This is a genomic window from Streptomyces kryoterrae (genome assembly GCF_054072135.1).
Map to the genome: position 1 here is coordinate 2,985,544 of NZ_CM133358.1, position 20,381 is coordinate 3,005,924.

General features: G+C 68.7%; 15 protein-coding genes, 1 pseudogene and 2 riboswitches. Of the genes and pseudogenes, 11 read left to right on the plus strand and 5 right to left on the minus strand.

Annotated features, from left to right (window positions below):
• Positions 1 to 24: 24 nt before the first annotated feature.
• The 3 genes from ACW4TU_RS12510 to ACW4TU_RS12520 form a co-directional block, all read right to left on the minus strand.
• Positions 25 to 837: an enhanced serine sensitivity protein SseB C-terminal domain-containing protein gene (locus tag ACW4TU_RS12510; protein WP_457430056.1), complete on the minus strand. Its 813-nt coding sequence runs from the start codon at positions 835 to 837 to the stop codon at positions 25 to 27.
• 156 nt (positions 838 to 993) lie between these two features.
• Complete coding sequence (locus tag ACW4TU_RS12515) at positions 994 to 1,794, minus strand: enhanced serine sensitivity protein SseB (RefSeq protein WP_457427574.1); 801 nt, start codon at positions 1,792 to 1,794, stop codon at positions 994 to 996.
• A 93-nt stretch (positions 1,795 to 1,887) separates the two neighbouring features.
• A complete protein-coding gene (locus ACW4TU_RS12520) occupies positions 1,888 to 2,568 on the minus strand; it encodes an AAA family ATPase (protein WP_457427576.1) in 681 nt (226 codons plus the stop codon).
• 220 nt (positions 2,569 to 2,788) lie between these two features.
• Positions 2,789 to 2,889, plus strand: a riboswitch (glycine riboswitch).
• Positions 2,890 to 3,017: riboswitch (glycine riboswitch) on the plus strand.
• Positions 3,018 to 3,051: 34 nt separating this feature from the next.
• On the opposite strand from ACW4TU_RS12520, the gene gcvT reads away from it, so the two are divergent.
• From gcvT to ACW4TU_RS12560, 8 genes are all read left to right on the plus strand, one after another.
• Entirely contained in the window at positions 3,052 to 4,170 is a 1,119-nt protein-coding gene (gene gcvT / locus ACW4TU_RS12525; protein ID WP_457427578.1) for a glycine cleavage system aminomethyltransferase GcvT, read from the plus strand.
• Positions 4,171 to 4,328: 158 nt separating this feature from the next.
• Complete coding sequence (gcvH, locus tag ACW4TU_RS12530; RefSeq protein WP_457427580.1) at positions 4,329 to 4,706, plus strand: glycine cleavage system protein GcvH; 378 nt, start codon at positions 4,329 to 4,331, stop codon at positions 4,704 to 4,706.
• 36 nt (positions 4,707 to 4,742) lie between these two features.
• Complete coding sequence (gene glyA, locus ACW4TU_RS12535) at positions 4,743 to 6,005, plus strand: serine hydroxymethyltransferase (RefSeq protein WP_457427582.1); 1,263 nt, start codon at positions 4,743 to 4,745, stop codon at positions 6,003 to 6,005.
• A 64-nt stretch (positions 6,006 to 6,069) separates the two neighbouring features.
• Positions 6,070 to 7,437, plus strand: coding sequence for an L-serine ammonia-lyase (locus tag ACW4TU_RS12540; RefSeq protein ID WP_457427584.1), 1,368 nt, complete (start codon positions 6,070 to 6,072; stop codon positions 7,435 to 7,437).
• 272 nt (positions 7,438 to 7,709) lie between these two features.
• A complete protein-coding gene (locus ACW4TU_RS12545) occupies positions 7,710 to 8,324 on the plus strand; it encodes a type IV toxin-antitoxin system AbiEi family antitoxin domain-containing protein (RefSeq protein ID WP_457427586.1) in 615 nt (204 codons plus the stop codon).
• Positions 8,324 to 9,223 carry a nucleotidyl transferase AbiEii/AbiGii toxin family protein gene (locus ACW4TU_RS12550; RefSeq protein WP_457427588.1) on the plus strand — a complete coding sequence of 300 codons (900 nt, stop codon included), beginning with the start codon at positions 8,324 to 8,326 and terminating at the stop codon, positions 9,221 to 9,223. Before ACW4TU_RS12545 ends, ACW4TU_RS12550 begins: the two co-directional genes overlap by 1 nt.
• A gap of 378 nt (positions 9,224 to 9,601) precedes the next feature.
• Complete coding sequence (locus ACW4TU_RS12555) at positions 9,602 to 12,814, plus strand: tetratricopeptide repeat protein (RefSeq protein WP_457427590.1); 3,213 nt, start codon at positions 9,602 to 9,604, stop codon at positions 12,812 to 12,814.
• A 186-nt stretch (positions 12,815 to 13,000) separates the two neighbouring features.
• Positions 13,001 to 13,441 carry a hypothetical protein gene (locus tag ACW4TU_RS12560; protein WP_457427592.1) on the plus strand — a complete coding sequence of 147 codons (441 nt, stop codon included), beginning with the start codon at positions 13,001 to 13,003 and terminating at the stop codon, positions 13,439 to 13,441.
• A 951-nt stretch (positions 13,442 to 14,392) separates the two neighbouring features.
• Here the strand turns inward: ACW4TU_RS12560 and ACW4TU_RS12565 are convergent.
• Complete coding sequence (locus tag ACW4TU_RS12565) at positions 14,393 to 17,365, minus strand: helix-turn-helix transcriptional regulator (protein WP_457427594.1); 2,973 nt, start codon at positions 17,363 to 17,365, stop codon at positions 14,393 to 14,395.
• Positions 17,366 to 17,483: 118 nt separating this feature from the next.
• Positions 17,484 to 18,107: pseudogene (locus ACW4TU_RS12570) on the minus strand (GAF domain-containing protein).
• A 144-nt stretch (positions 18,108 to 18,251) separates the two neighbouring features.
• Here ACW4TU_RS12570 and ACW4TU_RS12575 point away from each other — a divergent pair.
• The 3 genes from ACW4TU_RS12575 to ACW4TU_RS12585 all read left to right on the plus strand — a co-directional run bounded on the left by ACW4TU_RS12575 (position 18,252) and on the right by ACW4TU_RS12585 (position 20,367).
• Positions 18,252 to 18,515, plus strand: a complete 264-nt coding sequence (locus tag ACW4TU_RS12575; protein WP_457427596.1) for a StsA-related sactipeptide RiPP — start codon at positions 18,252 to 18,254, stop codon at positions 18,513 to 18,515.
• 81 nt (positions 18,516 to 18,596) lie between these two features.
• A complete protein-coding gene (gene stsB / locus ACW4TU_RS12580; protein ID WP_457427598.1) occupies positions 18,597 to 20,093 on the plus strand; it encodes a StsB family radical SAM/SPASM domain sactipeptide maturase in 1,497 nt (498 codons plus the stop codon).
• The gene (locus tag ACW4TU_RS12585; protein ID WP_457427600.1) at positions 20,074 to 20,367 is read left to right on the plus strand and encodes a PqqD family protein; all 294 of its coding nucleotides are present in this window, start codon (positions 20,074 to 20,076) and stop codon (positions 20,365 to 20,367) included. Before stsB ends, ACW4TU_RS12585 begins: the two co-directional genes overlap by 20 nt.
• Positions 20,368 to 20,381 lie beyond the last annotated feature (14 nt).

The window sequence follows — 20,381 nt, forward strand, 5'->3', positions numbered from 1 at the left end:
TCGGCCGTACGTGTGAAGATCCACTCAGTAACGACCCCGCGCCGGCGGATACCCGTATCCACCGGCCGGAGCCTGCGGGGTCTGGGGCGGCGCGGCGATCGCGTGCGCCTCCCGGTCGTAGAACGGCCGGGCGTTCGCGCGCAGCCACATCACGACCGGGTCCCGCTCGTCCGACATCGCGACCGTCGACACCGGCAGCCCGTCGGGGACCGCGCCGATCGACTGCTGCATCATCGCGCGCACCGAGTCCACGGCGGGCGGCGACGTGTCGTACACGTCCAGCCCGATGGCCAGATACGGCGCGCCGAGCGCCGGCTGCACCCAGGCGCGGCGCAGGGAGCGGACCGCCGGGGTGCGGTGGGCGTTCTGCGAGAGGAGGGCGTAGAACTGCGGGATCTCGATGCCGGGTTCGGCCAGCCGCAGCGGGCCGGCGGGCTGGCGCTCCAGGCCCGCCGCGATCCGGCGCAGGTCGAGCCAGGGGATGCCGACGCCGCCACCCGGGGAGTGCGGGTTGAGCCAGAGGCCGTACTGGTCCGGGTAGAGGGTGCGGGCCACGTCGAGGCCGTCGACGACCTCGTACGACCTGTTCCAGCCGCTGACCGACAGTTCCTGGGCGGAGGTGACACAGGGCGCGTAGCCGTACCCGTCGACCTGCATGTTTCCGTACTGCGCGTCGGGGGAGCCGGCCTGGCCGTGCCAGAGCAGCATCCAGATCCGGCCGGAGGACGGGGTCGCGAGGGCGCGCAGGAGCGCCTCGTAGGCGTCGTAACGCCCGGGCGTGACTTGGCGCAGCATGTGCTCGACCTGACCGGCCGCGGCCGTGCCCGACGCGCTCACCATTACCGACCCTTCGTAACCCTGACCGAGTTGTGCGCTTCTTAGCTTAGGCGCTCCGCAGGGTAGGCCGGTGAGAGCTCGGGGCCTGGTGTTGTCGGCGGAGTGCGGGTGGTTCGTGGCTGGTCGCGGAGGTCTCCGCGTGCCTTGGGGGCGCTTTCAGTAGCCGTGTTGGTAGAAGGGGCGGACCCGCTCCCGCAGCCAGTCCGTCACCGGGTCCTGGGCTATGTCCAGGAAGACCAGGTTCACCGGCCAGGGGGAGGGTGTGTGGCCCAGTGCTCTGGCCAGGGCGTCCATCGGGATGGTGCGGGCCAGCGGGTCCCAGGGGGAGAGTTCGACGCCGACGAACATGACGGGGGCGGCCGTTTCGATCGCCGCCAGGCAGCGGCGGGCCGTCCGGACCACGCCCGTGCCCGCGAACTCCGTCGCCGCGGCGGTGAGGAAGGCGACCGGGTCCTCCTGCCAGTCGGGCTCGTAGAGGCGGACCCGTCCGCCGCCGACGCCGTCGAGGACGGTGCGGCCGGAGCGGCAGAGCTGGGCCACGGCCTGCGGGGGCAGCGGGACGCCGACCATGCCGTCCGGGTTCACGGCGATGCCGACCTGGGGCGGCAGGCCCCGGGCGAACTCGACGGCGGGGGCCACGGTGTACGACACATGGCCGCCGACGACCTGCCGGAACTGTTCCTCCGAGCTGAAGACCGGCACGTACGCCTGGCCCTGGATGTCCATCGTGGGCAGGTCGAGGGGGCCGGTGTAGGGGCCGCCGCCGGACGGGAGGGGGACCCAGACGAAGCTGCGGCCGAGGACCTCGACGATACGGGCGCCCGCGCCGGGGACCCCGAGGGAGGCCGAGAGCACCTCCTCCAGCTCGTTGCCGGGCCACCCGCCGTGCGAGTGCGGGTGTGCCTGTGCGGGGAAGCCCCCGGGAAAGTCCGGGGGAAAGTCCGCCGGGATGTCCATCTGCCTACCGCCTGCTGTGAACCGCTGTCATGAGTCCCTGGGTGGGAGTCCCTTAATGAGCAAAACCCTAACCGGCCCCGGCGACCACGGTGGTCAGTCCGCGAAGTCGATCCTGCGCAGGATGTCCGCCGCGTCGCGGTCGATCAGCACCGCCGAGCCGCAGCCCTCCGGCAGATTCCCCTTCTCCACCGAACGCAGCAGCCGCGAGGCGGCCTGGCGGTGACGCAGGAACGCGTACCGCGAGACGCCCCGGCCGCGTTCGCGCTGGCCCTCCAGTGCCTCGTCCGGGGTGACGTCGAGGAGGAGCAGATGCAGGGTGCCGCCCCGGCGGCGGGCCTCGCGGGCCAGCCAGCCGCGCACCCAGGCCTGCGTACCGCAGTCGTGCACGACGACGCCGGCGCCGGAGCGCAGGGCGCGGCGCAGTCCTGCGTAGTGGGCGAGGCGGACGAGGGGGCGGTAGACGGCGTACGGGAGGAAGGAGGGCGTACGGGCGTCCCAGTGGTCGCGGGTGTTCTGGGAGTCGATGCCGGTGGCGCGCACCGCCCGGCGCATCAGCGTGGACTTGCCGCTGCCGGGCAGGCCGGTGACCACGACGAGGTCGCGGGCGCCGAAGGTGAGGCCGTGCGGGCTGTGGCCCGAGCGCTCCCGCAGGTCGCGGATCACGGGTTCCGGGCGCGCGGCGCACGCCTCCCGGGCCGGGGCGGCCGGCTGGTTGGGCAGCGCGTCGGTCAGCGCGAGGGCCGAGGCCGTCGCGTACGCCGTAGTCCTGTTCACCGTGATCGTCCTCCCATGGGGGTCGGGAAGTACCGTCCCCGTCGAGTGTAAAGAGAAGGTAATACGCGGCGCCTCTCGGTTGGGTCCGCTTACTGCAACAGGCCTGCTACAGGGCGATATGCGCCCCTGCGGCGGGGCTGTGTCCCCCCTGTGAAGGGTCCCCCTGCCGTGCCGGGGGAATGCGTGCGATGATGTGCCCGCCAACTGCATACCGGCCGCTTGAATCCGCGCGGGAGAGTTCCGGGCACCTATGGGTACCCGGGCGCCGAAGGAGCAAGTCCCTCCCTTGAATCTCTCAGGCCCCGTTACCGCGCGGGCGAGGCACATCTGAAAAGCGGGCCGCGGGTCGTCGTGACCAGTGGCTCCACCCAAGGTGCAAGTCAGTGACCTGCGTTTTCACGCTTCCGGTCACGACGAACCTCTCAGGTTCCGATGACAGATGGGGAGGAACGACCTCGCCGTCATGCCCTGGGAGCACTACCGATGAGCAGCACCCCTCCGCGTACGACCGCGCTCGATGCCCTGCATCGTTCGCTCGGCGCCACCATGACCGACTTCGCCGGCTGGGACATGCCCCTGCGGTACGCCTCCGAGCGCGACGAGCATCTGGCCGTGCGCACGAAGGCCGGCCTCTTCGACCTCTCCCACATGGGCGAGATCACCGTGACGGGGGCGGAGGCCGCCGCTCTGCTGGACTACGCGCTGGTCGGCAACATCGCCTCCGTCGCCGTCGGGCGCGCCCGCTACACCATGATCTGCCGGGCCGACGGCGGCATCCTCGACGACCTGATCGTCTACCGCCTGGCCGAGACCGAGTACCTGGTCGTGGCCAACGCCGGCAACGCGCAGGTCGTGCTGGACGCCCTCGTCGAGCGGTCCGACGGCTTCGACGCGCTGGTCCGCGACGACCGGGACGCGTACGCGCTGATCGCCGTCCAGGGCCCGGAGGCCCCCGGCATCCTCGCCGCCCTCACCGACGCCGATCTCGACGGCCTGAAGTACTACGCGGGTCTGCCCGGCACGGTCGCCGGCGTCCCCGCCCTGATCGCGCGCACCGGATACACCGGCGAGGACGGCTTCGAGCTGTTCGTGGCGCCGGCTGACGCGGAGAAGGTGTGGCAGGCGCTGACCGACGCGGGCACCCCCGCCGGGCTCGTCCCCTGCGGTCTGTCCTGCCGGGACACGCTGCGCCTGGAGGCGGGCATGCCGCTGTACGGGCACGAGCTGACCACCTCCCTCACCCCCTTCGACGCCGGCCTCGGCCGGGTCGTCAAGTTCGAGAAGGCGGGCGACTTCGTGGGCCGCGCGGCCCTGCGCGAGGCCGCCGAGCGCGCTTCGTACGAGCCGCCGCGGGTACTCGTCGGCCTGGTCGCCGAGGGCCGGCGTGTCCCGCGCGCCGGGTACGCGGTCGTCGCCGGCGGCCGGGTGATCGGCGAGGTCACCTCGGGCGCCCCCTCCCCCACGCTCGGGAAGCCGATCGCGATGGCGTACGTCGACGCCACGCACTCGGCGCCGGGCACGGCGGGCGTGGGCGTGGACATCCGGGGCAGCCACGAGCCGTACGAGGTCGTGGCGCTGCCCTTCTACAGGCGCCGGAAGTAGCCACGGCTGTCGTCCCGGCCGGCCGCTCCGGCGTCAGACGCAACCCGATCCCGTATCCCGTGTCTCCTATCCCGTGTCCTGCCCGCTGACGGGCAGGCAGTTTCCCTGCGTAGCACCCCATGCATGACCAGTCCCCCGCGTACAGGAGAATTCAGGCCATGAGCAACCCCCAGCAGCTGCGCTACAGCAAGGAGCACGAGTGGCTGTCGGGCGCCGAGAACGGCGTCTCGACGGTCGGTATCACCGAGCACGCGGCCAACGCGCTCGGCGATGTCGTGTACGTCCAGCTTCCCGAGGTCGGTGCCGCGGTGACCGCGGGTGAGACCTGCGGTGAGCTGGAGTCGACCAAGTCCGTCAGCGACCTGTACTCCCCGGTCACCGGTGAGGTCACCGAGGTCAACGAGGACGTCTCCAACGACCCGTCGCTGGTGAACTCCGCCCCGTTCGAAGGCGGTTGGCTCTTCAGGGTGCGCGTCTCCCAGGAGCCGGGCGACCTGCTCTCCGCGGACGAGTACACCGCGTTCTCCGGCAGCTGAGCCCCAGGCACAAGGACGTAAGGACGTACTGACCCCATGTCGCTTCTGAACACTCCCCTGCACGAGCTCGACCCCGACATCGCCGCCGCCGTCGACGCCGAGCTGAACCGCCAGCAGTCCACCCTGGAGATGATCGCCTCGGAGAACTTCGCTCCGGTCGCGGTCATGGAGGCCCAGGGCTCGGTTCTCACCAACAAGTACGCCGAGGGCTACCCCGGCCGCCGCTACTACGGCGGCTGCGAGCACGTCGACGTCGCCGAGCAGATCGCGATCGACCGGGTCAAGGAGCTGTTCGGCGCCGAGTACGCCAACGTGCAGCCGCACTCGGGCGCCTCCGCCAACCAGGCCGCGCTGTTCGCGCTGGCCCAGCCCGGCGACACCATCCTCGGCCTGGACCTGGCCCACGGCGGCCACCTCACCCACGGGATGCGGCTGAACTTCTCCGGCAAGCAGTTCGACGTGGTCGCCTACCACGTGGACGAGGCCGGTCTGGTCGACATGGCGGAGCTGGAGCAGCTCGCCAAGGAGCACCGGCCGAAGGTGATCATCGCGGGCTGGTCGGCGTACCCGAGGCAACTGGACTTCGCGGAGTTCCGCCGGATCGCGGACGAGGTGGGCGCGTACCTCTGGGTCGACATGGCGCACTTCGCCGGTCTGGTCGCGGCGGGCCTGCACCCGAACCCGGTGCCGTACGCGGACGTGGTCACCTCCACCACGCACAAGACGCTGGGCGGGCCGCGCGGCGGCATCATCCTGGCGAAGAAGGAGTTCGCGAAGAAGCTGAACTCGTCCGTCTTCCCGGGCTTCCAGGGCGGCCCCCTGGAGCACGTGATCGCGGCGAAGGCGGTCTCCTTCAAGGTCGCGGCGAGCGACGAGTTCAAGGAGCGCCAGCGCCGTACGGTCGAGGGCGCGCAGATCCTCGCCGAGCGTCTGGTGCGCGCGGACGTCGGCGAGCACGGTGTGTCCGTCCTCTCCGGTGGTACGGACGTCCACCTGGTCCTCGTCGACCTGCGGAACTCCGAGCTGGACGGCAAGCAGGCGGAGGACCGTCTCCACGAGGTCGGCATCACCGTCAACCGGAACGCGATCCCGAACGACCCGCGCCCCCCGATGGTGACGTCGGGCCTGCGGATCGGCACCCCGGCGCTGGCCACCCGCGGCTTCACGACCGAGGACTTCACGGAGGTCGCGGACGTCATCGCCGAGACCCTCAAGCCGTCCTACGACGCCGACAGTCTGAAGGCCCGCGTGAAGGCGCTGGCCGACAAGCACCCGCTGTACCCCGGCCTGAACAAGTAGTACCCCTGGGGTGAGTGGGCTCCGCCCGGTGCGGAGCCCACCGCCCCCGTTCTGAGGAGTTCCCGTGGCCATCTCGGTCTTCGACCTGTTCTCGATCGGTATCGGCCCGTCCAGCTCCCACACGGTCGGCCCGATGCGCGCGGCGCGGCTGTTCGCCCGCCGGCTGCGCAACGAGGAGGTCCTCGGGGCGGTGGCGTCGGTCCGTGCGGAGCTGTACGGCTCGCTCGGCGCGACCGGACACGGTCACGGCACTCCCAAGGCGGTGCTGCTCGGCCTGGAGGGCGCCTCACCGCGCACGGTGGACGTCGAGGGCGCCGACGAACGGGTGGAGCAGATCAAGAAGTCGGGCCGGCTCAGGTTGCTGGCCGACCACGAGATCGGCTTCTCCTTCGACGACGACCTGGTCCTGCACCGCCGTAAGACACTCCCCTACCACGCGAACGGCATGACCCTCTGGGCGTACGACGCCTCAGGCGCCGAACTCCTCTCGAAGACGTACTACTCGGTGGGCGGCGGATTCGTCGTCGACGAGGACGCCGTGGGCGCGGACCGCATCAAGCTCGACGACACGGCCCTCAAGTACCCCTTCCGCACGGGCGACGAGCTGCTGCGTCTGACGCAGGAGACGGGTCTGTCGATCTCCGCGCTGATGCTGGAGAACGAGCGGGCCTGGCGCACGGAGGACGAGATCCGCTCCGGTCTGCTGGACATCTGGCGCGTGATGCAGACGTGCACGGCACGCGGAATGTCCCGCGAGGGCATCCTGCCGGGCGGGCTCCGGGTCCGTCGGCGCGCAGCCATGTCGGCGCGTCAACTCCGGGCGGAGGGCGAGCCGTTGGCGCGCGCGATGGAGTGGATCACGCTGTACGCGATGGCGGTGAACGAGGAGAACGCGGCGGGCGGCCGGGTCGTGACGGCCCCGACGAACGGGGCCGCGGGCATCATCCCGGCGGTCCTGCACTACTACATCAACTTCGTGCCGGGCGCCGACGAGGAGGGCGTGGTCCGCTTCATGCTCGCCGCCGGCGCGATCGGCATGCTGTTCAAGGAGAACGCGTCCATCTCCGGCGCGGAGGTCGGCTGCCAGGGCGAGGTGGGCTCGGCCTGCTCGATGGCGGCGGGCGCGCTGGCCGAGGTGCTGGGCGGCAGCCCCGAGCAGGTCGAGAACGCGGCCGAGATCGGCATGGAACACAATCTCGGCCTGACCTGCGACCCGGTCGGCGGCCTGGTCCAGATCCCGTGCATCGAGCGCAACGGCATGGCCGCGGTGAAGGCGGTCACGGCGGCCCGGATGGCGATGCGGGGGGACGGCTCGCACAAGGTGTCCCTGGACAAGGTCATCAAGACGATGAAGGAGACGGGGGCCGACATGTCCGTCAAGTACAAGGAGACGGCCCGGGGCGGGCTCGCGGTGAACATCATCGAGTGTTGAGGGTACGGGCCCTGACCAGCACGTTCATGTCTTCCGTGCTGTCAGGGGCTTCCCTGCTTACGCGGCGGAAAGTCCCTGGAAACTCCCTGGGACAGATGTGAAAGTCCCTGAAAAGTCCCGGGGAAATCCCACGGGACAGGCGCTTGACCTGGGAATTCGCGACACCCTCGATGGCTGCTCCGCCTCGCCGGCCGCCGACAGCCGACAGCCGACAGCCGCAAGGATGTATCAAATCGATCCCATGAGATCGCCAGAGGGGTACCATTCGATACATGAGTGCTGCGGAGACCTCGCGCCTGGAACAGCGGCTGACCAGCCTCTTCCCCACGTTCACGACGGCGCAGGCACGTCAGATCCAGCTCTCCCCTCGTGATCTGGCGTCCCTGGTCGCGGCGGGAGAGATAGACGAACTGTCCCGGGGGGTCTATCGACGGGCAGACGCACCAGAGACCGCGCACGCGGATCTGCTGGCCGTGTGTGCGCGGGCTCCGCGCGCCGTCGTGTGCGGTGAGTCCGCCCTGGCCCTGCATGAGCTGATCGACGACATCCCCGCAGCGGTACACATCGCCGTGCCGCGTGGTGCACGCCGTCCCACGATTTCCTACCCGCCGACCGTGGTGGCGCAGTACGCCCCGGCGACCTTCGCCCTCGGCGTCGAACGATTCGAAGCAGCCCCGGGAGAGACCGTCCCCGTGTACAACGCCGCCCGCAGCGTCGTCGATGCGATGCGCCACCGCAGCCGCATCGGCGAGACCCTCGCCCTGTCCGCGCTTGGCCGCTACCTGCGCCGAGAGGGGCGCAGTGAAGTCAGCGAACTCCAGCATGTTGCACGTGAGTTGGGCGCCCTTTCCATCATCCGCCCGGCCGTTGAGGCGGTGCTCGCCTGATGGTCAACCCCGCGCGTGACACCACCGCCGGTCGCGTCTACAACGACCTGCGCAACCTGGCCCGCCGCACCAGCCGGTCCACGGACGAGACCATGGTCGAGTACGTCCTCGAACGGTTCCTCTACCGCTTGGCCGCATCACCTCTCGGCCGCGAGCACTTCGTCCTCAAGGGCGGCCTGCTGCTGGCCCAGTTCGGCGCCCGCCGGATGACCCGTGACATCGACATCCTCGGCCGCTCGTTCCCAGGCACCGAAACCGAGATCATCCGCAGGATCGCGGTCATCGCCGCCACCGAGATCGACGACGGAGTCGCATTCGATCCCGCGACACTCAAGACCGTCCCCATCCGCGAGGAGGACGAGTACCACGGCGTACGCCTGTCCATGGCCGCCTCCATCGCCCGGGCCCGGCTCAAGCTCCAACTGGATGTCAGCTTCGGCGACCCCGTCACCCCCGGCCCCCGGGTCATCGACTACCCACAACAGCTCACGCCGGAGAGCTTCCAGATCCTCGGCTACCCGCTCGCCACCGTCATCGCCGAGAAACTCTCCACCGCCGTCTCACTCGGCGACCTCAACACCCGCGACCGCGACTACGGCGACCTCTACCGCCTGCTCACTCTCAACGACCTCGACGGCCAGGAACTCACCACCGCGCTGACCGCCACCGCCGCACACCGCGGCATCACCCTGAAACCCCTCAGCACCGCCATCAGTGACCTCGGCGAGCGCCGCCAGACCTCGTACACCGCCTGGCGCCGGAGACAGGGCCCCGCCGCGACCGGCTACCCCGAACGCTTCACCGACGTCGTCCGACAGGTCACCGCCTTCGCCGACACACTTCTCAACGACGATGCCATCACCCTCACTTGGAGTGCGGTGACCCTCACGTGGTCATGAACCAGACCCGGCCGACCGGCCAGGCTTCAGGGCGAACCCGAGACGTACGCATTACGAGTTGTCCGATCTTGGCCCACCGGCTTCAACAGGCGTCCACCACGACAACGACACACCTGGTCAGTGTTGATGTCGGACGACCATGGACGAAAGTGGACCACCCCAGATTCCCCACCAACTGAGACCACAACTGACCCACCATGAGGAACACGTACGCTCCGTGCTGGAGAGCACGACATCCAGCCGTCCTGCAGAGGGGACTGAGATGAGGGCACACAGTAGGCCGTCGGTGCGCCACACTTTTCCGTTCCGGGCCATGCCCCGAAGCGGCAGAGAAAAGTCGACGGTCACCGTTGGCCACGAGAGTCGGCGGGTCCTGCAGTGACGGACTTCATTTTCGAGGTGATAGGGACCGGATCCGTCGCCGCCCACCGCATCGGGACAGCGATCACCGGCCCGGTCACCGTTCTGACGGCCGAGTTGATGAACTCGGCGCGCGATGTCCAGGCGCCTGCCGGGCTCACCAACCTGCCGCCGCTCCCTCTGTGTTTCGGCCGCACGAGCGAGCTGCGCTGGCTGCGCGGCACGCTCGGGAAGCCGGCCGCCGGGACTGCAGTCGTCCAAGGCCTTGGCGGCGTCGGCAAGAGCACCCTCGCGCTTGCGTACGCCCACAGACACCGTCGCGACTACACCGTGATGTGGTGGATTGCCGCCGCATCACCCGACCACATCGAGCAATCGCTGGCCGACCTCGCTCTGCGGCTGATCCCCGTGTGGGCCGGCAGCGCGTCTACCAAAGATCGCGCCGCCTGGGCGATGTTGTGGCTGCAGTGGCATCCGGGGTGGCTGCTGATCTTCGACAACGTTGAGGATCCGGCCGATCTGCAGCCCTACGTCAGCACGTCTAACGGCCACGTCATCGCCACCAGCCGACGATCAGCTAGCTGGCCGACCTCCGTCGCAACGCTGGCCCTCGACGTACTCGACCTGGCTGCAGCGAGTGAACTCCTCTGTAGCCAGGTGCTCGGCGCGACTTCGCCGACCCACCATCAGATGCAGGAGACCCGGGCCCTCTCCGCTGACCTGGGGCAGCTTCCCATCGCACTGATGCAGGCCGGCGCCTACCTCGCGCAGAATCCGACGATCAGCATCGAACGTTACCGCCAAAAGCTGATCGGCAAGTTGGACAAGGCTCCCGAAGGTGTAGACCCAGAGCGCACCGTCGCCCGGATCTGGCGCCAGACGATCAGCACCCTCACAGAGCGCAACCCCCTGGCAGTCCGCGTCCTGTCCACACTGGCGTGGCTGGCCCCCGACGACATTCCAGTTGGACTGCTGACCCCTATCACCGACGACAGCGACGACCTTCACGAAGCCTTTGGGGTGCTTGCTGTCTACTGCATGGTCTCCCTCACTCAGGACTCGGTGAGCATCCACCGCCTCGTCCAGACCACACTCCGGAACCAGCCGCCCATCGGTGACAGCGCGCCAACCGGCAGGCTAGAGGCCGAACGGCTGCTGAGCGCTGCGGTCGCCCCCCTGGGAGAACCGCCCGACTCTGGCCGGTCCCCCGCCTGGGATCGGCTGCTCCCGCACCTCGTCGCGCTGGCGGCCACCACTCCTGACGGACACGCTGACACCTTTCCCGCCGGACGGTACGCGAGCGCTGCACTCTATCTCCAGGGCCTCGGTCATGACGCCCGCGCCGTTCCGCTGCTCACGGCGGCCCTCGCCCGCTGCGAAGCGCTCGCTGGCGCCGAGCACGAACTCACCATGAAGGTCCGTTCGAACCTGGGCCACGCCTACCACGGAGCCGGGGACTTCGAACGGTCCATCGCCACCCTCGAACCGTTGGTCCCCCAGTGCGCGCAGGTATTCGGCGACTCGCATCCGGGGACGCTCACCGTCGCCGCTAACCTTGCCAACTCGTACCGTGACTACGGCGATCTGGCCCGTGCCATCACACTCCACGAGGAGACGTTGGCCCGGCGTAGGAAAGCACTTGGCAACGATCACCCCGACACTCTCGTCAGCTGCGAGGAACTGGCCCGCACCTACCATGCGTCCGGCGACCTGGATCGTGCTGTCTCTCTGCATGAGGCCACACTCACGCAGTACCAGCGACTCCTAGGACCAACTCACCCTGCCACGCTGTCCAGCCAGCACGGTCTAGCAGCGGTCTACCTCGCTTCAGGCGATCTGTCCCGCGCCATTCCGATGTACACCGCCGTCTTCGCACAATGGCAGCAGGCGCTCGGCGACAGTGATCCCGAGACCATCACCAGCCGGAACAACCTTGCCTACGCCTATCTGACCGCCGGACGCCCTGACCAGGCAGCACAGCACCTCAAGACGGCCCTGGCCAGGTGCGAGGAGGTGTACGGCGAGGCGCACCCAGAGACCATTGCCGTCCGTGCGAACCTCGGCTGTGCCTACCGGGACGCTGGAGACTCCACCCGTTCGCTTCCATTGCTGGAGACCGCGGCCGCGCAGAGCGCCCACCTTCTCGGCGATACCCACCCCCAGACCCTGACCACTAGGAACGGGCTGGCGCGGGCATACCAGGCCGCCGGCCACGATGGACAGGCGATCGCCCAGTACGACACCGTCCTCAAGCACCGTGCCGCGCTGCTCGGCGAGACCCACCCCCATACCCTCGCCACCCGAAGCGGCCTCGCGCATGCACACCTCGCGGCGGGCGACCCTGATCGCGCCGTCCCGCTGTTCGAAACCGTCGTCGCCCAGTGCGAGCAGGTCTTCGGCGAGTCCCACCCGGACACCCTGTCCAACTACATCGGCCTGGCCGACGCACTACGCCAGACGGACAATCCGGCACGGGCCGTGCCTCTCTCTGAGTCAACGCTGGAGCGGTGCGTCCGTTCGCTCGGCGAGGACCACCCGCACACCATGGTGTGTCGGAGCAACCTGGCCCTCGCACACCTCACAGTTGGCGACGCTCCGCGCGCCGTCCAGCTCCTCGAAGCCGCCGTGTGCAACGCCAGCCTCATCTTCGGCGACACACACCCGCACACGGTCACCAGCCGGATAAACCTGGCCGCCGCTCACATGGAGTCCGACAACACGGCACAGGCAGTCGCCGTCCTGGAAGACCTCCGCGCCCAGCTGGAGGCCGAACTCGGCCGCGTCCACCCGCAAACACTTCACGGCACCGCCATGCTGGCCCGCGCCCTCGGCGGGTCCGGCGGCCTCCCCCGAGCGACCGAACTGCTGGAACACAGCGTTGCGCTCGCCGAGAAGGAACTCGGCGTCACCCACCCGGACACAGTCAAGCAACGGCAGTACCTGGCTGAGATCTATCGGGCCAACGACCAACCCGACTTGGCTGTGCCGCTGTACGAAGCCAACCTCGCTCACTGGCAGCAGACCCTCGGCGACCACCCGAATGTCCTGAGCACCCAACTCACCCTGGCGGACGCCCACCAGGAAGCCGGTGCACACCAAAAGGCGATCGCCGTCTATCGCGTAGCCCTCGGCCGGATCGAGCCCACCCTGGGCCCGGAGAACCCGCTCGTCGCACAGATCCGCGCAAGGATCGACGCAGCCGAGTACGCCACTTCGAGGTCTGACCGTTAGTACTCCATTGAAGCTCACCGTCTGCCTGGTCAGCGGCCTGGCAGACGGGAGCATAGCCAGGCCGCGACAGGGGCAGGAAGGTCTTCGCTTGGCTCGCGTGGAGTGAGGCCGGTCGATCGTCCGCGAATGCAGAGTTGCCGCGTACGCGCTGGCTGGCGGCTTAGTCTGATGCCCTGGCCTCAGTCAATGACAGGATTTCAGGGGTGGATTGTGGAAGCGGAGATCGTGCAGTTTTTTGAGCAGGCAGGGCCGTATCTAGGCGCGGCCCTGGGTGCCTATGGCGCGGGGGTACTGGCCCGAGCTGAGGACGCTGCGGTGGGAGCCACGGCGAACGTAGGGCACAGTATTTTGCACGCGGTCTGGCGGCGCCGGAGCCCGGCCGGACGCCCCGAGCTGGAGGTGGCGGTGCATGAGGCGGCCGAGGAGCCGGGGGACACCGATGCTGCAGCCGCGCTGCGTCAGCAGATCAAGCGGACGCTAATGGAGAATCCGCAGTTGCTTGCGGAACTGGCCGCCAAGCTTCCCGCGGCCGGTGCGGTGACGATCACCGCGTCCGGTGAACGGTCTATCGCCGCACAGACAATCGGCACGGCCGTCACCGGAGACAACACCACGATCCGTCCATGACCCTGCCCGGCTATGAAGTTCTGCCGCCAGTCTTCGAACTGTGCGCGATGCCGTCGGCCCTGTTCTGATCCACCCCGCACGCCAGGAACTGTCGGTCGCTGAACCGACCGACGCCAGCCGGAACCTGATGCGCCTTCCGATTCCCTCAGACTCCTCGCACCCGTGCAGCGCGCTCTTTCATTTCCGCCCGTCCGTAGCAGCTCGAGGTTCGGCTGACCTCCCTGTTGTCCGAGCCCCGGACCTTGGCTCTGTGCTCCGACTACTGCACAGCCACAACTGGTCAACGGCGGCCGTGATCTGCGGCCGTCTCCTCGATCAAATTCTTGACCTGCTGCTGAGCTGTTGGCGGTGTCGACGTTGGTCATCGTTGAACGCCCTTCCACTTCCCGGGAGGGCGCTCGTGTGTGAGCACCACATTAGGAGTGCGGGGCTCACCGAAGTCATCGGATGCCGCCCGAGCATCAACGACCCAACCCCCACAGGCGTCTCACGCAGCATGGGATACGTTGTAATCAGCCCCCGACAAGAAGTCCCCAAAAAGTCCCTGACGTGATTCAAGGTAAGCCTGGGGTATATCAAAACCGCAGGTCAATCCCATGATCATCAGCCGTCCACATGTACGTCAAGTACAAGGAGACGGCCCGGGGCGGGCTGGCTGTGAACATCATCGAGTGCTGAGAAAGTAGGCCCTGACCAGCACGTTCGGGTCTTTCAGCGGTGTCAGGGCCTTCCCTGCTTACGCGGCGGAAAGTCCCCCGAATGTCCCTGGGGCAGGCGTGGAAGTCCCCGAAAAGTCCCCAGGAAATCCCCATGGGATAGGCGCTTGACCTAGGGGTTCGTGGCAGTCCTGCTGCCGGCCCCGGGGCCGGCAGCACAGCAGGATCGCGAGTCGCCGCCCGCGACGCGTGCGCCCGGGTTCCGGGATGAACGACATGGCGGTCCCGTGCAGCCTCACCCCGCCGTGCGTTGATCCTCTGTTGTCGGCAGGTCCGCGAGGGCGCTGATCAGTGCGGAGCGCGACCTCACCTGGAGCTTGCGGAAGACGCGGGTGAGGTGGGCCTCGACGGTCTTGACCGATACGAACAGGTTCGACGCGATGTCGCGGTTGGACAGGCCTCCGGCCACCATCCGGGAAATGCGGCGTTCCTGTTCGGAGAGAGCGCCATGGGGTGGTGCGTCGTGGCCGGCCGCCCGGGGTCGGCGGGCTCCGATCTGGCGTTGGGCGTTGATGGCCAGAGCGCTCAGGTGCCCCGCGCCGTGGGCGTCGGCGAGCTGTTTCGCGCGCCCGACGGCCGTGGCGGCGTCGTCCAGCCGCCCGGCCGTGGCCAGCGCCCGGCCGAGCAGGAGTCGTGCGCGGCTCTCCGCCAGTACGAGACCGCCGGCCGCGAAGGACTCGGCCGCGGTGGAGAAGAGTTCAGCAGCGGCGGACGGGTCGTCGTCCCGGGTGACGGCCATGGCGAGAGTGGCGTAGCCCGACTGTCCCGGCAGCGTCACCGCATCCGCAGCGCGGGCGGCGTGCTCTGCCCAGTTGTGGGCCGCGGCCACCTCCCCCCGGGCCATCTCGGCCTGGGTCGCGGTGCAGTACCACATGGCTCTGAGCGCGTGCGTCGTCGCCGAACGGTCGGTGCCGGAAATGGTCTGCGTGAGCAGCTCGATGGAGTCGTCGGGGCGCCCCTGGTCGAGGCGGACCGAGGCGAGCACAGCGGCGGACAGCTCCCACAGGCGTCCGCGGCGTCCGACCGAGCGCAGGGCCTCTTCGGCCGCGTCGACGGCCGCGGCCGGTCCGTCGCGCAGCACGGTGCCTGCCGCGCGCAACGTCAGGGCGTATCCGATGAGGTCCGGTCGGTCGAGCAGGTGAGCCATCTCCTCGGCGCTCGCCGCCGACGCTATCCCGTCGTCGAGGTCGCCGGTCGCCTGCTGTGCATAGGACTGGCCGAGCAGCAGGTAGGGCATCATGTAGCTCTGTCCGGTGAGCCGGGCGATCCGGATGCCGCGTGTCAGGTGGCGGGTGGCGTCGTGGTGGCGTTCGGAAAGGACTTCGGCCCAGCCGAGCTGGCCGACCTCGTCGAGGAAGCTGGCCAGTTCCCCGTCCTCCATGACGTCGATCGAGGCGGCTGCTTCGGTGGCGTACTCCCGTAGGGGAACGGTCCGTCCGCTGTATGCGGCGCCGAGGGCGCGGCAGGCTGCCACCGCGGTAAGGGTCTTGCGGTCGACCGGGGCGGGGGTGCGGACGAGGAGTGCGTCCAAGTGGGCGGCCGCCTCGTCGAAGTCTCCCTGCGCCATGCCTACGGTCGCGAGTTGCAAGCGGAGCGGATTCGCCCTTGTGTCGTTGTCCGGCCAACGTGCGAGTTCGTCCGTGAGCGCGAGTTTGGCCCGCTTGCTGCTGCCGAGAATCCGTTCGATCACCGACCGCAGCGCCACGATGGGTACGCGTTGGTCGCGACGGTCCGGCGGTACGAGGTCCAAGGCCTGCGCGAGGGCGTCGCGGCAGGCCGTGAGGTCACCGGTCATTCCGCATGCCTTCGCCAGTCCGATCAGCATCCCGATCCGGCGCCGGGCCGACTCCTCGGAGCGGTCCGGGGCTGACAACTTCAGTGCCGCGCGCAGCCAGGCGGCTGTGGTCGCGGGTGCGGAGTGGGTGGTGAGAGTGGCCGCCTCGGTGAGGACGCGGACGGCTTCGAGGTCGCCGGCCCGCGCCGAGCGTGCGACGTAGGGTGCGCGTTCCAAAGGGCTCGCCCCACTTCTTCGCAGTGTCTCGTCGGCCCGGGCGTTGGCAGCCAGCCACCAGCCCGGCGGTGTGTCCCGCGACACCACCTCACAGAGCAGCGGATGCCGGAACTGAAGCAGTTGGCGTCCGTCCGGCCGGGGACCGGCCGGACGGACGGACCGGATGAGGTCCATCCCCGCGAGGACGTCGAGCGCCTCCAGGGCGGGCCCGGTGGCCAGGCCGGCGACCGGGCCCAGCAGCATGGGGTCGAAGGGGTCGCCCAGTACGGCGGCGGCTCGGAGCGCGGTGAGTTCGCCCTCGGTCAGCAGAGCGATCTCGCGGGCCACAGCGGCTCGCAGGGTGTCCGGCAGGTCGGCGAGACCCTCCGTCACGCCGATGCCGTCGGTGGTGAGCTGGGCCAGCACTTCCAGGTAGAGCGGGTTGCCGCCGCTGACCGCGCAGAGCCGGTCGCGCCGGCCGGGGGTGTGTGTGGTGCCTAGCAGGCGCCGGCACGCCTGTCGGTCTAGCGGGGACAGCGGGATGCGTTCGACGCGGTAGTCGGCGGCTGTGTTCTGGAAGGACGCCAGCAGTCGTGCCGTCGCCTGCCGGGGGCGGTGTCCGCAGGCGAGAACCAGTGCGGTCCTCGGCGGCTCCCGGAGAAGGTAGTGGAGCAGTGCCACGCTGCCCTCGTCGGCCCGGTGCAGGTCGTCGAGACAGAGCACCACCCCGACGTTCCCGCCGATGTCCGCCAGGAGTTGGCCCACGGCATGGTGCAGTTGGTAGCGCTCCACTTCGGGAAACCGGGGACGGCCGGGATGAGATGCCGCACTGTCGGGAAGCACCAGGTCCAGCAGCACCGCCATCTCCTCGCGCAGTGGCTCCTGCCCGGACTCCGTCAGACGCTCGAAACACCAGCGGACGGGGTCGGCGAACACCCCGAAGGAGCGCTGCTGTTCGAACTCCGAGGCCCGTCCGGACAGCACCGTCAAGCCCTCCGCTGCGGCCAGCTCACCCAGTTCGGAGAGCAGTCTGGTCTTGCCGAGTCCGGGATCGCCGGTGATCTCGATGAACGTGGAGACGCCTTCCGTGCAGGCGGCGACCGCAGACCGCAGCAGTCCCATCTCGTGTTCCCGTCCGACGAGCGGTCTGGGGAAAACATTCCGGCCCGCCCCCCGCGCCTTTCCCGCCCCGGCCTGCCGTTGTCTCTGCGCGGTCATGGGACTCCTCAGTTCTGACTCCAGTGCCTGCCGTTCGCATCACGAGGCCGGCGTCCCTCCGGTCCAGAACTGATCATCATCCATCTCATGTTCGCTTGGCTTCGGTACAACTACGCAATTACGTCAGGAGGTTCACCTCCGATGCCCCCGCCCCCTCACGCCCGGGCACCTCCAGCAGGAGGTCTTCGAGCTCGCGGATCAACCGATTCGCAGCGGCCCGTCGGACCGGCGGCAGACCCGCCGAAACGTGGTCGGCATCGGTGTGCCGCGACGTGGCGAACCACAGAGCGGTGGCGGCCTGTCTGGCGAAGAGGGACAACAGGTCGAGCTCGGGCAGGCCTGAGCGGGCCTGTTCGGCCCGGGTCGAGGACTTCCAGCACGCCCAGCACCCGGCCGTCGTGGATCAGCGGTGCCGCCATCAGGGTGTCGGGTACGTCTGGGTGGACTGGGCCAGCGAGCGGTCGAAGGACGTGCTGGCGGCGAGGTCGTCGACCACGATCGGCTCACCGGAGACCGCCACCCAGCCAACGATGCCCCGCCCCGCGGGAAAGCGCCGGCCGACCAGGAACTCCTCGCCCTGGCCGGAGACCGCCTGGAAGACCAGTTCACCGGCTCCCTCGTCGAGCAGGAAGACCGAACTGGCCTGGGCACCGAGAAATGAGGCGACTGCCGAAGCGGTCTGAAGTTGGCCCGGAGTAAGACGATCCGCAGGGGGGCTAAGTCCTCGCCGCCAGTCCCGCACCTACCCGGACGGCGTTCCAGGACCTTGGGGGTGGTGCCCTTTTCGGGGCCGGGGAACCCCACGATCGTGGGGTTGTGACTGCCGTGACCGTGGATGCAGTCTCGTCTTGTCCCCGGATCTATCCCGATAGCGAAAGGAACCGGCATGTCCTTCAACTCAGTCGAGGCTCTGCGTGGAGCCGGCATTCTCGGCGGCACGATGGCGCCCGCACTCGAAGAGTTCTACGCCAGCCTGACGGCGGAAGAGGTCAACGTTCTCATCTCGACCAAGACCCGCCTCATGGAGGTGCTCCCCGACGTCGTGGCGCACTCCCAGGACTGGAACACCCCCGAGGCGACGGAGCAGGGCTTCGAAGCGGCGATGCTGTGCGCGTGTGGCGCCTGGTCCGGCAGCGGCAACGCCAATTAGTTCCTGTACTCCCCACACACGCGTGGCCCGGCGGTTGGGTCCGTCGGGCCACGCGCGTGACAGAGCACGAGAGGAGGCGCGATGCGAGGGAATCTGACCCGCGGCCGGGCGTCGTTCGACGTACCCCAGGATCTGACGTACTTCGTGCATGACGAGGAATATCTCGTGGTCAACCCGGAAGTGGGCGCGCGGTGTGTCCTCACGCCGTCGGAGTTCCGGGTCCTCAAGGCACTGACCGGCGGCGTCGGGCCGACCGGGGAGACGGTGCCGCTGGCGGAATCGGACGAGACCGAGCGGGCCCTGGCCAAGCTCATTCTGAACTGGATCGTGTACTTCAACGGCAACAAGCCAGTGGTCAAGATCGAAGAGGCGCCGCTGACCTACGCATATTACGCGATCACTGACGGCTGCAACCTGCGCTGCCCCTACTGCTACGCGTCCTCCGAGAAATGCCTGCCGGGCGAGCTCGACACCGCCGAATCACTGGACCTGGTGACGCAGATCGCCGCGCTCGGCGCCAAGATCATCGTCTTCACCGGCGGCGAGCCGATGCTCCGCAGGGATCTGTTCCAGATCGTCGAGCACGCCAACAGCCTCGGCTTGCGCTCCCACATCATCACGAACGCGACGATGATCCGGACCCCGAAGACGGCACAGCGCTTCGCCGAGCTCTTCAAGTCCGTCACCGTCAGCATGGACGGCGGCACGGCCGAGACGCATGACCGCACTCGCGGCAAAGGGGCGTTCGCGAAGACGTACAAAGCGCTCCAGCTGCTCAACGACGCGGGCGTGGTCCCCTCCATCAACCACATCGTCACCTCGGACAACATCGACGAGCTGGAGGACTTCGCAGGCTTCCTCGACGGGATCGAGACCGGTGGCGTGCGCCTGATGAACCACAACGACCTGGGACGCGGTGTCGACGACGCATACGACTTCGGGTGGAAGGACCACCTGCGGGTCCAGCAGCTCGTGTGGACGTCCCCGGTAGCCGGGCAGCTCAAGCCGGACGGCCCCAAGCCGGTGACCCCCTGCTCCGTCAAGGGGAACTGCGGGATGGGCGGGAACGAGATCTACATCAACTCGTTGGGTGACGTGTATCCGTGCAAGCTCATCACCGGCAAGGCGGAACACGCCGGGAACATCCGGCAGAAGCCGCTCTCCGAGATCTTCGCGAGCCCGGTCCTCGGCGCGATGCGCCGGAGCACGGTGTACGGCGGGGAGTTCCACGACGACTGCGCGAAGTGCTACATCAAGGCGAACTGCGGCGGTGGATGTCGTGCTTCGCACATGTCGGAGTCCGGAACCCCCCGGCGCAACAGCCGGCACCTGTGCCGGATTCTGCGGCACGGCGTCACCACGCAACTGTGGCAGGAAACCGGGATCAGCCGCGCGGAGCTCGCCGAGAAGAACCTGGAGATGACGGTCCCGCGCATGGTCGCGACAGGTGACATCCACGCAGTCCATGACCAGTGGAAGACCTACACCCCCACACCGCAGCCCTCGATCAAGGTCGGCGAGCTGCTGTCCATCACGCCGGTCAACAGGAGGTTGGGCGTTGTCCCTACACATCAGTGATGCGGTCATCTGGCAGGAGGCAGCGGGAGGCGTCTCGCTCTACCACACTGAGACCGGCGAATTCCGAACGTTGAACGAAACCGGCGCGAAGATCTGGGTGCTGGTGGCGAGCGACGGCGAACGTGAGCAGGTGGCCGCGAAGCTGGCGCTGCTGTTCGCCGGGCACAACGCCGCGATGGGCGCGCGTATCCGCGCGGAGGTGGACGGGTTCATCAGCGCCATGGTCGAGGCGGGGCTGCTCGACGAGACCGAGACCGAGAGCGTGCCGGCATGATCCTGGCGCACGGT